This is a genomic window from [Empedobacter] haloabium, assembly GCA_008011715.2.
In the GTDB taxonomy this organism is placed as follows: domain Bacteria; phylum Pseudomonadota; class Gammaproteobacteria; order Burkholderiales; family Burkholderiaceae_D; genus Rugamonas; species Rugamonas haloabia.
On record CP136508.1, the window covers coordinates 510,249 to 522,262 of the forward strand.

Annotated in this window: 14 protein-coding genes; 5 read left to right on the forward strand and 9 right to left on the reverse strand. The window is 65.9% G+C overall.

Features of this window, described 5'->3' with window-relative positions; translation table 11 throughout:
- The first annotated feature begins 9 nt into the window (after nt 1-9).
- The gene (locus E7V67_002250) at nt 10-861 is read left to right on the forward strand and encodes a fumarylacetoacetate hydrolase family protein (GenBank protein ID WUR13949.1); all 852 of its coding nucleotides are present in this window, start codon (nt 10-12) and stop codon (nt 859-861) included.
- 157 nt (nt 862-1,018) lie between these two features.
- On the opposite strand, the gene E7V67_002255 is transcribed toward E7V67_002250, so the two are convergent.
- Complete coding sequence (locus E7V67_002255; GenBank protein WUR13950.1) at nt 1,019-2,362, reverse strand: aspartate aminotransferase family protein; 1,344 nt, start codon at nt 2,360-2,362, stop codon at nt 1,019-1,021.
- Nucleotides 2,363-2,461: 99 nt separating this feature from the next.
- On the opposite strand from E7V67_002255, the gene E7V67_002260 reads away from it, so the two are divergent.
- Entirely contained in the window at nt 2,462-3,016 is a 555-nt protein-coding gene (locus E7V67_002260) for a carboxymuconolactone decarboxylase family protein (protein WUR13951.1), read from the forward strand.
- A 70-nt stretch (nt 3,017-3,086) separates the two neighbouring features.
- Here E7V67_002260 and E7V67_002265 read toward each other — a convergent pair whose 3' ends face one another.
- The 4 genes from E7V67_002265 to yjgA all read right to left on the reverse strand — a co-directional run bounded on the left by E7V67_002265 (nt 3,087) and on the right by yjgA (nt 5,388).
- Complete coding sequence (locus tag E7V67_002265; GenBank protein ID WUR13952.1) at nt 3,087-3,329, reverse strand: hypothetical protein; 243 nt, start codon at nt 3,327-3,329, stop codon at nt 3,087-3,089.
- Between the two features lie 152 nt (nt 3,330-3,481).
- Nucleotides 3,482-4,150, reverse strand: a complete 669-nt coding sequence (locus tag E7V67_002270) for an alpha/beta hydrolase (protein WUR13953.1) — start codon at nt 4,148-4,150, stop codon at nt 3,482-3,484.
- A 7-nt stretch (nt 4,151-4,157) separates the two neighbouring features.
- A complete protein-coding gene (gene mog / locus E7V67_002275) occupies nt 4,158-4,787 on the reverse strand; it encodes a molybdopterin adenylyltransferase (GenBank protein WUR13954.1) in 630 nt (209 codons plus the stop codon).
- Nucleotides 4,777-5,388, reverse strand: coding sequence for a ribosome biogenesis factor YjgA (gene yjgA / locus E7V67_002280; protein WUR13955.1), 612 nt, complete (start codon nt 5,386-5,388; stop codon nt 4,777-4,779). The genes mog and yjgA overlap by 11 nt, the downstream gene beginning before the upstream one ends.
- Nucleotides 5,389-5,483: 95 nt before the next feature.
- On the opposite strand from yjgA, the gene pmbA reads away from it, so the two are divergent.
- On the forward strand, nt 5,484-6,836 hold the full coding sequence (pmbA, locus tag E7V67_002285) for a metalloprotease PmbA (protein ID WUR13956.1): 1,353 nt from the start codon (nt 5,484-5,486) through the stop codon (nt 6,834-6,836).
- Between the two features lie 100 nt (nt 6,837-6,936).
- Complete coding sequence (locus E7V67_002290; protein ID WUR13957.1) at nt 6,937-8,028, forward strand: TRAP transporter substrate-binding protein; 1,092 nt, start codon at nt 6,937-6,939, stop codon at nt 8,026-8,028.
- A gap of 300 nt (nt 8,029-8,328) precedes the next feature.
- On the opposite strand, the gene E7V67_002295 is transcribed toward E7V67_002290, so the two are convergent.
- The 4 genes from E7V67_002295 to E7V67_002310 all read right to left on the reverse strand — a co-directional run bounded on the left by E7V67_002295 (nt 8,329) and on the right by E7V67_002310 (nt 11,142).
- Nucleotides 8,329-9,417 carry a hypothetical protein gene (locus E7V67_002295; protein WUR13958.1) on the reverse strand — a complete coding sequence of 363 codons (1,089 nt, stop codon included), beginning with the start codon at nt 9,415-9,417 and terminating at the stop codon, nt 8,329-8,331.
- A 64-nt stretch (nt 9,418-9,481) separates the two neighbouring features.
- A complete protein-coding gene (locus E7V67_002300) occupies nt 9,482-10,258 on the reverse strand; it encodes a DUF2145 domain-containing protein (protein ID WUR13959.1) in 777 nt (258 codons plus the stop codon).
- Nucleotides 10,259-10,657 (reverse strand): hypothetical protein, encoded by a 399-nt coding sequence (locus E7V67_002305; GenBank protein ID WUR13960.1) that lies wholly within the window; start codon nt 10,655-10,657, stop codon nt 10,259-10,261.
- A gap of 80 nt (nt 10,658-10,737) precedes the next feature.
- Nucleotides 10,738-11,142, reverse strand: a complete 405-nt coding sequence (locus E7V67_002310) for a hypothetical protein (protein WUR13961.1) — start codon at nt 11,140-11,142, stop codon at nt 10,738-10,740.
- Between the two features lie 133 nt (nt 11,143-11,275).
- Here E7V67_002310 and E7V67_002315 point away from each other — a divergent pair, with 133 nt between their 5' ends.
- Nucleotides 11,276-12,007, forward strand: a complete 732-nt coding sequence (locus tag E7V67_002315) for a helix-turn-helix transcriptional regulator (protein WUR13962.1) — start codon at nt 11,276-11,278, stop codon at nt 12,005-12,007.
- Nucleotides 12,008-12,014 lie beyond the last annotated feature (7 nt).

Sequence of the window (12,014 nt, forward strand, 5' to 3'; positions counted from 1 at the left end):
GGAGAAAGAATGAAACTGGTTCGTTACGGCCGCGTGGGCAAGGAGAAGCCTGGCCTGATCGATGAGGAAGGCAAGCTGCGGGACCTGTCCGGCGTGATCGGCGACATCGGCGGCGCGAACCTGTCGGACAAGGCCTTGCGCAAGCTGGCCAGGATCGCGCCGGAATCGCTGCCGCTGGTGCGCGGCAATCCGCGCTTCGGCGTGCCGGTCGCCGGCGTCGGCAAGTTCATCGGCATCGGCCTGAATTACGCCGACCATGCTGCCGAAGCGGGCCTGCCGGTGCCGAAGGAGCCGATCGTCTTCATGAAGGCGATCACCAGCCTGTCCGGCCCGGACGACGACGTCATGCTGCCGAAGGGCTCGAAGAAAACGGACTGGGAAGTGGAGCTGGGCGTCGTCATCGGCACGCGCGCGCGCCACGTCAGCGAGGCCGACGCGGAGAAGCACATCGCCGGCTACTGCGTCGTCAACGACGTGTCGGAGCGCGAGTACCAGCTCGAGCGCGGCTCGCAATGGGACAAGGGCAAGGGCTGCGACACGTTCGGCCCCGTCGGCCCGTGGCTCGTCACGCGTGACGAGGTATGGGACGTCAATGACCTGGACCTGTACCTGGAGCTGAACGGCAAGCGCATGCAGACCGGCAGCACCTCGACGATGATTTTCAAGGTGCCGCAGCTGGTCAGCTACCTGTCGCAGTTCATGACGCTGGAACCGGGCGACATCATCGCCACCGGCACGCCGCCGGGCGTGGGCATGGCCCGTTCGCCGAAGCGCTTCCTGAAGAAGGGCGACTTCCTGCGCCTCGGTATCGCCGGCTTGGGCGAGCAGCAGCAGGAAGTGATCGGGTTCCAGCAGTACTGAAGCCAACTCGCGGCAGTCTGGAACCCCCGGCGACGCGCACCCGCGGCGGTTCGGTCACAGGGTCTGTCCCTGCGGGGACTGACCCTGGTTTTAATCGGCTGCGTCAATGCCGCCATGGGAAACCGGGGTCAGTCCCAGAGGGACAGACCCCAAGCATTCACTGGCCGGCGGGCCGCACGGCCGCCAGCGCCCGCGCCAACGCATCCGACAAGCGCGCCACGATCTGTCCCAGGTCCGCATCGGTGGCGATGAACGGCGGCGCCAGCAGGATATGGTCGCCGCGGCGCCCGTCCACCGTGCCGCCCATCGGATACACCATCAGGCCGCACTCCATCGCTTTTGCCTTCACGGCCGCGTGCAGCTTCAGGTCCGGATCGAATGGCCGCCTGGTGTCGCGGTCCTGCACCAGTTCCAGGCCGACGAACAGGCCGCGGCCACGGATGTCGCCCACGTGGGGATGCGTGCCGAAGGCATCGCGCAGCATGCGCCGCAACGTCACGCCGCGCGCGGTGACGGCAGCCAGCAAGGCGTCGCGCTGGATCACCTTCTGCACGGCCAGCGCGGCGGCGGCGGCGACCGGGTGCGCGTTGTACGTGTGCCCGTGCTGGAACACGCCGCTGCCGCCGCGTAAGCGCTCGACGATGGGCGCGCGCGCCAGCACGGCGCCCACCGGCTGGTAGCCGGCGGCAAGGCCCTTGCCCAGCGCGACGATGTCCGGCACCACGCCTTCCTGCTCGATCGCGTACAGGGTGCCGGTGCGGCCCATGCCGCACATCACTTCATCGGCGATGAACAGGATGCCGTACTTGTCGCACAGCGCGCGCACGCCCTGGAAGTAGCCCGGCGTGGCGGCCACCGCACCCAGGGTCGCGCCCACCACCGGTTCGGCGCAGAAGCCGATCACGTTCTGTGGGCCGACGTCGAGGATCTTGTGTTCCAGCTCCACCAGCAGGCCGGCCGTGTACTCCTCCACGCTCTGGCTGGCCGGCCGCTCGCGGTACTCGTAGCAGGGCGACACGCGCGCCACGTCCATCAGCAGCGGCTCGAACGGCTTGCGGCGCCACTCGTTGCCGCCCAGCGCCAGCGCGCCCAGCGTGTTGCCGTGGTAGCTCTGGCGCCGTGCGATGAACACGCGCCGTTGCGGTTCGCCGTGTTCGACGAAGTACTGGCGCGCCAGCTTCAATGCCGTCTCGATGGCCTCGGACCCGCCCGAGACCAGGTAGACGTGGTTCAGGTCGCCCGGCGCGCCGTCGGCCAGCCGGGTCGCCAGCTCCTCGGCGGCATCGGTGGTGAAGAAGGCCGAGTGGGCATAGGCCGTCGTCTTCAGTTGCGAGCCGATGGCGGCCAGCACGTCCGGATGGCTATGGCCCAGCGACGACACGGCGGCACCGCCGCTGGCATCGAGATAGGTATTGCCGTCGCCGTCGCGAACGTACATGCCGAAGGCGCAGACGGCGGTTGGGGGCGCGACGCGCAGGTTGCGGTGGATGAGCTGGGTCATGGTTTCCTCGCGGCAGGGTGGGTAGACAAAGGCCGACATTAGCCCGCGCCTTGCGCCACCGCTTTGATTTTTCCCTTGCCCTATGCGAATATTTCCCTCATGACAGAACGCCTCGGCCCCATCCCCTTCGACGCCATGACGCCCGCCCAGCGGGCCGTCGCGCAAGCCGTCATCGACGGCCCGCGCGGTGCGCTGTATGGCCCCTTCGTGCCGCTGCTGCGCAGCCCCGAGCTGATGGCCGCGGCCCAGCAGATGGGCGAGTACCTGCGCTACCGCAGCGCGCTCGGCACACGCCTGTCCGAACTGGCGATCCTCGTCACGGCGCGGCACTGGAACCAGCAGGTCGAATGGGCGATCCACGCGCCGATCGCGGCGCAGTCAGGCATCGCACAGGACGTCATCGACGCGATTGCCCAGCGCCGCGCGCCGGCCGGGCTGGCCCCGGACGAGCAGGCGGTGTTCGACTTCTGCAACGAACTGCAGCGCGACAAACGGGTAACGGATGCGACGTACGCGGCGGCGCTGGCCCTGTTCGGCGAACATGGCGTGACGGACCTGATGGGATTGAACGGCTACTACACGTTCCTGGCGATGGTGATGAACGCGGCGCAGTCGGCCGTGCCATCCACTACAGCAGCGCCGCTGCCTGACTGAAGCAGCCTGCGAGTTCGCCCTGGCGGCGAAAGCGGTACGGTGGACTTCAGGGTCGGCGTACCGGGGTGGTTCAGGCTTCGACGGACTGCCTGGCTCTGGTTTCTATTTTGCTCAGTGTCGGCATGACGAGCCGGTGCAGGTCCTTGCCGGTGTTGGTGGCGCTGAGCACCACGCGGCCGTTGGCGGCTTCCGCGACAGCCCAGTTCAGCAAGGTCAAAGCGTCGCGCAAGACGTCTGCCGCCTTGACGGGACCGCCGATGGTGTCCTGAATGTTGCGCAAGAAATCGTCATCTACATTCAGTCGAACTTCCATAAGTACTCCCTCGAAACTTTGGAATGATCCAACCAATATAGCACGCCAACGTGCCGGAATCCGGCACGTACGGCGCAATCTCTGTGTTGTGACAACAAGCGCGGCTGCCGTGGCGGTCAGGACAAGGGCTCGAGCGGAGCCCGGCCAGTACCTCAGCCCAGTACCTTACGCAGCCACGCCCCCATGTGCACGATCTCCTCCCGGCACACGGAATGCGGCATCGGATACTCGTGCCATTCGACCTGGTAGCCCAGCGACAGCAGCAGGTCGCGCGACGCGATGGCGCGCTGGACCGGGACGACCGGGTCCATGCGACCGTGCGCCATGAAGATCGGCACCTGCTTCGACACCTCGCTGCGTTCGGCGGCGATCTTGTCGGCCAGCGGCACGTAGCCGGACAGGCACAGCAGCCCGGCCAGCTTTTCCGGATGGCGCAGGCCCGTCTGCAACGTCATCGCGCAGCCTTGCGAGAAGCCGGCCAGCACGATGCGATTTGCCGGGATGCCGCGCGCCTTCTCGCGCGCGATCAGCGCTTCCACCAGTTGTTGCGACGCACGCAGGCCCTTCTCGTCTTCCTGCCGGCCCAGGTCCGTGTGGACGATGTCGTACCAGGCGCGCATCACGTAGCCACCGTTGATCGACACCGGCATCGTGTTTGCGTGCGGGAAGATGAAGCGAATGCCAGGCAGGCCCTTCAGGTCCAGCTCCTGCACGATGGGCACGAAGTCGTTGCCGTCGGCGCCCAGGCCATGCAATACGATGACGGCGATTTCCGGATGGTCCGAGGTGCTGACCTCGATGTTCTGCAACACGTCGCTCATGGGTTCCTTAGATCTTCAGAGGGGCGGGGGCGGGGCGCACGGCCGATTTCGGCCGGAACGCCTGGCACACCGCCGGGTCGGTTTCGATATAGGGGCCGCCGATCAGGTCGATGCAGTACGGCACGGCGGCAAAGATGCCGGCCACCACCTGCTTGCCATCCGCATCCTTGACGCCTTCCAGGGTTTCCTTGATCGACCTCGGCTGGCCCGGCAGGTTCATGATCAGGCAGGCGTGCACGGCCGATTCGCGGATCACGGCCACCTGGCGCGACAGGATCGCCGTCGGCACGAAGCGCAGGCTGATCTGGCGCATCTGCTCGCCGAAGCCCGGCATTTCCTTGGTGCCCACGGCCAGCGTCGCTTCCGGCGTCACGTCGCGCCGCGCCGGACCGGTGCCGCCGGTCGTCAATACCAGGTGACAGCCGACCGTGTCCGCCAGTTCCACCAGCGTGGCCTCGATGGTGGCGCGCTCGTCCGGGATCAGGCGGGTTTCGACGCGGTAGGCCGTCGTGATGGCGCTTTTCAGCCACGCCTCCAGGGCCGGGATGCCCTGGTCCTGGTAGACGCCGCCGCTGGCGCGGTCGGAGATCGAGACCAGGCCGATGACCAGGTCGACTTCGTTGACGTTATTCGTCATCGCCTTCCTCGTCGTCCTCGTCGCCCTCGGCGGCCGCGGCGGCCTTGGCGGCGCCGCGCGCCTTGGCGTCCAGCTCCTTGAGGATCTGGAAGATCTCGCGGTAGGCCTTGGGCGGCTTGTTCTCGGCCTGCTCCTTGCGGGCGTTGCGGATCAGCGTGCGCAGGTGCTGCGCATCCAGTTCCGGCGCCTCGGCCAGCAGCACGGTCAGGGCCTGGTCGTCCGCCAGCAGCTTCTCGCGGCGGCGCTCCAGGGCGTGCAGCGCGGCCGTATCGGCCTTGGAGGCGCCTTTCCAGCCCTCGATGGTGCGCTGGATGATCGCCACTTCCTCTTCCGTCAAGGTGCGCATCTTCTTGCCGACGAACTGCAGCTGGCGGCGACGGCCTTCGTGGTTCTTGATGTTCTGGCATTCCAGGATCGCGTCGCGCACGTCCTCCGGCATCGGCACGCGCTTGACGCGGTCGCGTGGCTGCTCGACCAGCTCTTGGCCCAGCGCCTGCAGCGCGTCCGACTGACGCTTCATTTCGGTTTTGGACGGGCGTTCGTATTTCTCTTCGAACTCGGATGACTGGAAGCCGACGGCGCCCCGGTTTGCATTTGGCATGATAAGGAAAAGCGCGCCACGAAAGCGCGCCTGTAAAAACGGTAAAACGGCTGCTATGATAACCTTTTTAATGCTTAGCCCACCAAAAACACCCTATGAGCGAATCCCACTTCACCCACAGCCAGGACCAGTTGAAACAGCTTGCGCAGGACGTTCTGGCCTACGCACGCGAGAAGGGCGGCACCGATGCCGCCGTCGAGATCAGCGAAGGTAGCGGTTTGTCGGTGTCGGTTCGCAAGAGCAAGATCGAAACGATCGAGCAGAACAAGGACAAGGGCCTGGGCGTGACCGTCTTCGTCGGCAAGAAGCGCGGCAACGCGTCTACCTCCGATTTTTCCGCCGCCTCGCTGCGCGCCACCGTGGAAGCGGCCTACAACATCGCCCGCTTCACGGCGGACGACGACTGCGCCGGCCTGGCCGAGGAAGAGCTGCTGGAAAAGAACCCGCGCGACCTGGAACTGTTCTATCCGTGGACCATCACGACGGAAGAAGCGGTGGTCCTGGCCCAGCGGGCCGAGGCGGCGGCGTTCGCCGTCGACCCGCGCATTACCAACAGCGAAGGCGCCGGCGTGCACGTGCAGCAGTCGCATTTCGTGTCCGCCAACTCGCGCGGCTTCATGGGCGGCTACCCGTATTCGCGCCACACCATCTCCGCCACGCCGATCGCCGGCAAGGGTGCCAAGATGCAGCGCGACGACTGGTACAGTTCCGTGCGCGATCCGCAGAAGCTGGCCACGCCGGAAGCCATCGGCCGCTATGCCGCCGAACGGGCGCTGGCGCGCCTGAACGCGCGCCAGATGACGACGCGTACCTGCCCGGTGCTGTTCGAGGCGCCGCTGGCCGCAGGCCTCTTGGGCGCATTCGTTCAGGCCACGTCGGGCGGCGCGCTGTATCGCAAGTCCTCGTTCCTGCTCGATACGCTGGGCAAATCCGTATTCCCTGAACATGTCAACGTGACGGAAGACCCGCACGTCCCCGGCGCGATCGGCTCGGCGCCGTTCGACGAGGAAGGCGTGCGCACGCAGCGTCGCGACGTCGTCAAGGATGGCGTGCTGCAGGGCTATTTCCTGTCCACCTATTCGGCCCGCAAGCTGGGCATGCAGACCACCGGCAACGCGGGTGGTTCGCACAACCTGTCGCTGACGTCGAAGCTGACGGAAACGGGCGACGACTTCGCCGGCATGCTGAAGAAGATGGGCACGGGCCTGCTGGTCACGGAGCTGATGGGCCAGGGCACCAACTACGTCACGGGCGACTATTCGCGCGGCGCCTCCGGCTACTGGGTCGAGAACGGCATCATCCAGTATCCGGTCGAGGAGATCACCATCGCCGGCAACATGAAGGAGATGTTCCAGCAGATCGTCGGCATCGGCAACGACGTGCTGGTGCGCGGCACCAAGCAGACCGGCTCGATCCTGATCGAAAAGATGGTCGTTGCGGGGAACTGACCTTCGACAATTTTTCGTTGCAACGCCGATAGCGTTTCCCTACACTGTGTCGAGTAATAACGTTTTCCGAACGTCATAAAAACACAGGAGACACACCCGTATGGAACGCCGTTCCTTTATCACCAAGGCCGCCGCCGGTGCCGGCGCCGGCCTGATCGCCGCACCCGCCCTGGCGCAAACGCAACCGACCATCAACTGGCGCCTGGCCTCGAGCTTCCCCAAGTCGCTCGACACCATCTTCGGCGCCTCCGACATCTTCACCAAGCGCATCTCCCAGCTCACCGGCGGCAAGTTCAACATCCGCTCGTTCGCGGCCGGCGAAATCGTGCCGGGACTGCAGGTGATGGACGCCGTGCAGGCGGGCACCGTCGAATGCGGCCACAGCGCGTCGTACTACTACTTCGGCAAGGACGCCACGTTCTCGTTCGACTGCGCGGTGCCGTTCGGCCTGACCTCGCGCCAGCACACGGCCTGGTACGACCAGGGTGGCGGCCGTGAACTGACGCGGGCGTTCTTCAAGGACTACAACATCATCAATTTCCTGGGCGGGAACTCGGGCACGCAGATGGGCGGCTGGTTCCGCAAGGAGATCAAGTCGGTGGCGGACCTGAAGGGCACCAAGATGCGCGTGGCGGGCTTCGCCGGCCGCGTGCTGGAACGCCTGGGCGTGGTGCCGCAGCAGCTGGCCGGCGGCGATATCTACCCGGCGCTGGAAAAAGGCACGATCGACGCGGCCGAATGGGTCGGGCCGTACGACGACGAAAAGCTGGGCTTCTTCAAGGTCGCGCCGTTCTACTACGCGCCGGGCTGGTGGGAAGCGTCGGCCTCGTTCTCGTTCTACGTCAACCTGAAGGAATGGGAGAAGCTGCCGAAGGAATACCAGGCGGCGGTGGAAGTGGCGACCTACGAGGCACACGTGGGCATGCAGGCCGAGTACGACGTCAAGAACCCGACGGCGCTGGCGCGGCTCCTCAAGAACGGCGTCAAGCTGCGCACCTATCCGAAGGACGTGATGGACGCCTGCTACAAGACGGCCACGCAGGTAATGGAAGAGGAAGCGGCCAAGAACGCCAAGTTCAAGAAGATCTACGACCCCTGGAAGCGCTTCCGCCAGGACCAGAACCAGTGGGCGTCGGTGGCCGAGGCGACCATGCAGAACTACCTGATCAGCGCGGGCCGTTCGGCGAAGTAATCAGCACCGGGGACGTTAAAACACCGGGGACAGGCACTAACGCCGCTAAGTTAAGAGAAAAGTAGCTGGGTTAGGGTCTGTCCCCGCAGGGGACTGACCCTGGTTTTAATCGCAGAACCATGCGACTTGCGCGATAAAAACCGGGGTCAGTCCCAAAAAACGGGACAGACCCCAAGCGAGCGTCTGTTCTCTGCGCGCCAAAATTCCTTAACTTAGCGGCATTAGGGACAGGCACCGATCTGAACGTCTCCGACCTTCAGATCGGTCGGTCCGCCGCGCGGCCTGTCCGCTGGGGTCTTCTCAATTGCACCATTGGCTCCGCGGCACCCCACAACTGATCAAGCTCCCCACATCCGGGTTCGCCAGGTAGTCCAGGTGCGCCGTCAACGGATTCTCCAGCCAGCCGAAATACGTGCGGTCGTTCGACACCAGCACGTTGTGCACGATCGCGCCGGGATAGCGTTCCGGCGGCAGCGTGTACGACAGCAGGTCGTTCGGGTCCGTGAAGGCGATTAACGTCAACTTGGAAAGCGTGCGGCGATCGCGGCTGTCACCCTGGCGTTTTTCCAGCAGCCGCGCCAGGCTGTCCGGTGGCGCCGCCTGCACCGCCAAGCGGTCGGCCGGTTGCGGCACCTGCTCGGCCGTGTGCAGCAGCGGGATCTGGTTGGCGGCCATGATCAGGTAGCCCATGCGCCGCACCTCGCGCAGCGCCACCTCGCGCGCCCGGCTCGCTGGCTCCTCTTCCGTCATCGCCACCAGCGTATCGAACAGGATCTTGCTGCCCAGGCTTTCCGTGATCACGACCAGCGGCACCTCCGGGTCGGCGTCGCTGGTCGCTTCCAGGATCGCATCGCGCATGCGTGCCTGCATCTCCTGCCGGCCCACGCCCTGGTAGATCAGCGCGTCCGGCAAGCAGTCGTCGACCAGCTTGTCCTTCAAACGCGCGTTCAGGCGCGCGCGCTGGTGCGGGAATGGCGGCGACCCCTGGCAGATCGCCGACTTGCCGGTCTGGTCGTAGCACAGCTGCTGCTTGATCGGGGTCGTCAGCGGCGACCAGATCAGCGACTTGGTGCGCAACTGGCCGTGCGGCGTGTCGATGCGGGCGGGGACGATCACGATGCCGCTGCCGCCGGAGCGCGTGCGCGTGGAATCGACGTTGGCGCGCAGCTGCGCGGCCAGGGTGGCCACCGTGTCGTCGGCCCAGCTGGTGTCGTGGGTGCACATGCCGTGCACCAGCAGCACGTCGGCCTGTTTCGGCCGGGCGTCGACGACGAAGTCGATCAGGCCGGGGAATCGGGTATTCGCTTCCAGGAACTGGGGCGGGCGGTACGGGGTCGTGCATCCGGCCAGCAGGGCCAGGATGGCAAGGGCGGACAAAACGCTGCGCATGATCGCCTCCACGGTGTGTCGATAGGGCGATCATAAGCCCGGCCGGCCCGGCGCGGCACGTGTCCTATTCGATGTACATCACTTTCGCTTGCGGATCGGTGGCACGGACGAAATTGACGATCGAGACGGTGGTGACGGTATCGATCTGGCCCGCCATGCGCCGGTCGAACGGATGATCGTCGAACGCCACGTTGGCGCGGAACATGCGGCCGCCCAGGCGCGTGAGCGAGCGCACGCGGATCGTCACGGGAGCATAGCCGGCCTGCTTCAGCCAGTTTTGCGCCTCGGCGCGGGTCTCGACCTGGCCTTTCGGCGCCGCCGCCGCCGCATACGTCTCCAATACCCACTGGTTCGAGTTCTGGTAGCGCGTGGAGAAGACGTACGACAGCATGTTGTATTTCGGCTCGTGCAGCCGGCGCGCGGTGCGGCTGGCGATCAGCTGCGCCAGGCGCTCCTGCGTGGCCGCATCCGGAATGACGACTTCCGCCTCGTAGCGGTACAGGTCGGACAGGAAGAAGTTGCCCAGCCCCTCGTTGTACAGGTTGGAACCCGCCGTGCCGCACTCGTTCAGCTCATGCACGACGGTCCAGCGGCCCTCCGGGTGGTCGCGTACGACGATGCCCATGTGCGAGTACTTCAAGCCGTACTTCGACAGGTCCTGCCCGACGCGCGACAGCAGCGCGACCTGGGCGCCGCTGGCGTCCAGCATATCGAAGGTTTTCTTTGCCAGGTCCATCGATTTCACCGTGTCCGCCACGGTCAACGGCTTTTCCTCGCAGTGGCGGCCGGCCCAGGCGGGCGCGGCCAGCGTCAGGCAGGCTACCAGCAACCAGCGCTTCATTCAGCTGGCCTCCGAGTGGTGCAGCAGCGCCTTGCCCAGCTCATTCGGGATAAAGGCCAGCACCTTGCCCGACGCGACCAGCATATGGCCGGTGGAGGTGGCGACGACGTCCAGCGCCGTGCTGGCGCCGATCGACAGTTGGCGCGCGCCCTGGCCGGACAGGCGCACGGTGGCGCGGCTGGCGTCGGCCACGCTTCTCAAGACGACCTCGATGCCGTCGCCCACCGTCTTGACGGATTCGATGACGACGCTGCCGCCGGCGCCGACCGTCACGATGGAGCCCAGCACGACCAGGCCGGACACGTAGCTGAGGCCATTCGACCCTGCCGAGGGATCGGCATGAACTGGGGCGGCGACCAATGCCGCCGCCAGGACGGCGGCGCTCATAAACTGTTTCATACAGGAACTCCTGAAGTCACGTGCCGCGATCATCGCCGATCTCGTCACGGCCCGCAACGAACTTGCAACACGCTAGCTGCTCAGGAGGCCTTGCCACTGCGAATCAATGCCTTGCCGGCTTCGTTCGGGATGAACGCCAGCGCCTTGCCGGAAGCCATCAGCACGTGCCCGGTGCCGGTCGCCACAACCTGCACGGCGGTGCCGGCCGCCACGGACAGGCCCTTGGCGGCCTTGCCGGAGAGGCGCACCGTGGCGGTGCTGCCGTCGACGACGTTCTTCAGCAACAGCTCCAGGCCTTCGCCCACGGCCTGCACGCTGGCCACGACCAGGCTGCCGCCGACGGCGACGGTGAACAGCGAACCGGCAACGACGGAACCGGTGACTTCGCTGACGGCTTCCGATGGGGCGGAGGCATCGGCGGCGCTGGCCAGCGGGGCGGTGGCGCAGGTGAAGCAGAGCAGGGAGGCGAGCAGCAGGCGTTTCATGGTGGTATCCGGTGAGTGGTCAGTGGCGCCATCATGGCCGGGTTTCTCGGGCCGGGCAACCGTTGTGGTGGAAGTAACCCATCTGCATCAACGTGGTATCATTTTCCGATACTTTTTATGGTGGAGATAGCGAATGTCCAGTTCCGCGCTGCTGATCGATGCGTTGAAACGCCAGCTCAAGCAGCGCGGCATCACCTATGCGACGCTGGCGCGGCAGATCGACATGTCCGAGGCCAGCGTCAAGCGCCTGTTCGCCGAGCGCAGTTTTTCGCTGGCGCGGCTGGAGCAGGTGCTGGGCGTGCTGGGCATGGACTTCGTCGAGCTGGCGCATGCCGCCGCGGACGCCCCGCAGCTGATCGCGCAGCTGACGTATGCACAGGAGGAAGAGCTGATCGGCGACATCCGGCTGCTGATCGTCGCTGTCGCCGCGCTCAACGAGGTGCCGCTCGAGCGCATCGTCGCCACCTACCGCATCACGGAAGCGGAAGCGGTGCAGTGCCTGCTGCGGCTGGACCGCATCGGTTTCCTGGTGCTGAAACCGAACAACCGCGTCAAGCTGCTGGTGGCGCGCACCTTCGGCTGGATACCGGACGGGCCGATTCAGAACTGGTTCCGGCGCGAGGCGTATGGGGATTACCTGGACGCGCACTTCGACGGCCAGGGCGAGCTGCTGCGGCTGGTCAGCGTGATGTTGTCGCCGGCGTCTTCGCGCGCGCTGCTGGAGCGGCTGCGCCAGGTGGCGGACGAATTCGCGCGGCAGCACCAGGACGATGCCCGGCTGCCATACGAGGAACGGCACGCGGTGACGTTCCTGCTGGCCGCGCGGCCCTGGATGCCGCGTGCGTTCGGGGAATTGCTAAGGTAAACCCAAC